1 rRNA gene is annotated in these 428 nt (G+C 54.0%); it reads right to left on the bottom strand.

Annotation, left to right across the window (positions count from 1 at the left end):
* Positions 1–428 (bottom strand): 16S ribosomal RNA (locus GCM43_RS25530); the annotation flags it as partial.

Below are 428 nucleotides of genomic sequence, written 5' to 3'. Positions count from 1 at the left end.
CGGTTAAGCTACCTACTTCTGGTAAAACCCGCTCCCATGGTGTGACGGGCGGTGTGTACAAGACCCGGGAACGTATTCACCGCGACATGCTGATCCGCGATTACTAGCGATTCCAACTTCATGCAGTCGAGTTGCAGACTACAATCCGGACTACGATACACTTTCTGCGATTAGCTCCCCCTCGCGGGTTGGCGGCGCTCTGTATGTACCATTGTATGACGTGTGAAGCCCTACCCATAAGGGCCATGAGGACTTGACGTCATCCCCACCTTCCTCCGGTTTGTCACCGGCAGTCTCATTAGAGTGCCCTTTCGTAGCAACTAATGACAAGGGTTGCGCTCGTTGCGGGACTTAACCCAACATCTCACGACACGAGCTGACGACAGCCATGCAGCACCTGTGTAATGGTTCTCTTTCGAGCACTCCCA

Source organism: Janthinobacterium aquaticum, assembly GCF_009208565.1.
In the GTDB taxonomy this organism is placed as follows: domain Bacteria; phylum Pseudomonadota; class Gammaproteobacteria; order Burkholderiales; family Burkholderiaceae_D; genus Janthinobacterium.
Note: the sequence above shows the minus strand (reverse complement) of the source record. Positions and strands in the feature narration are given on the sequence as shown.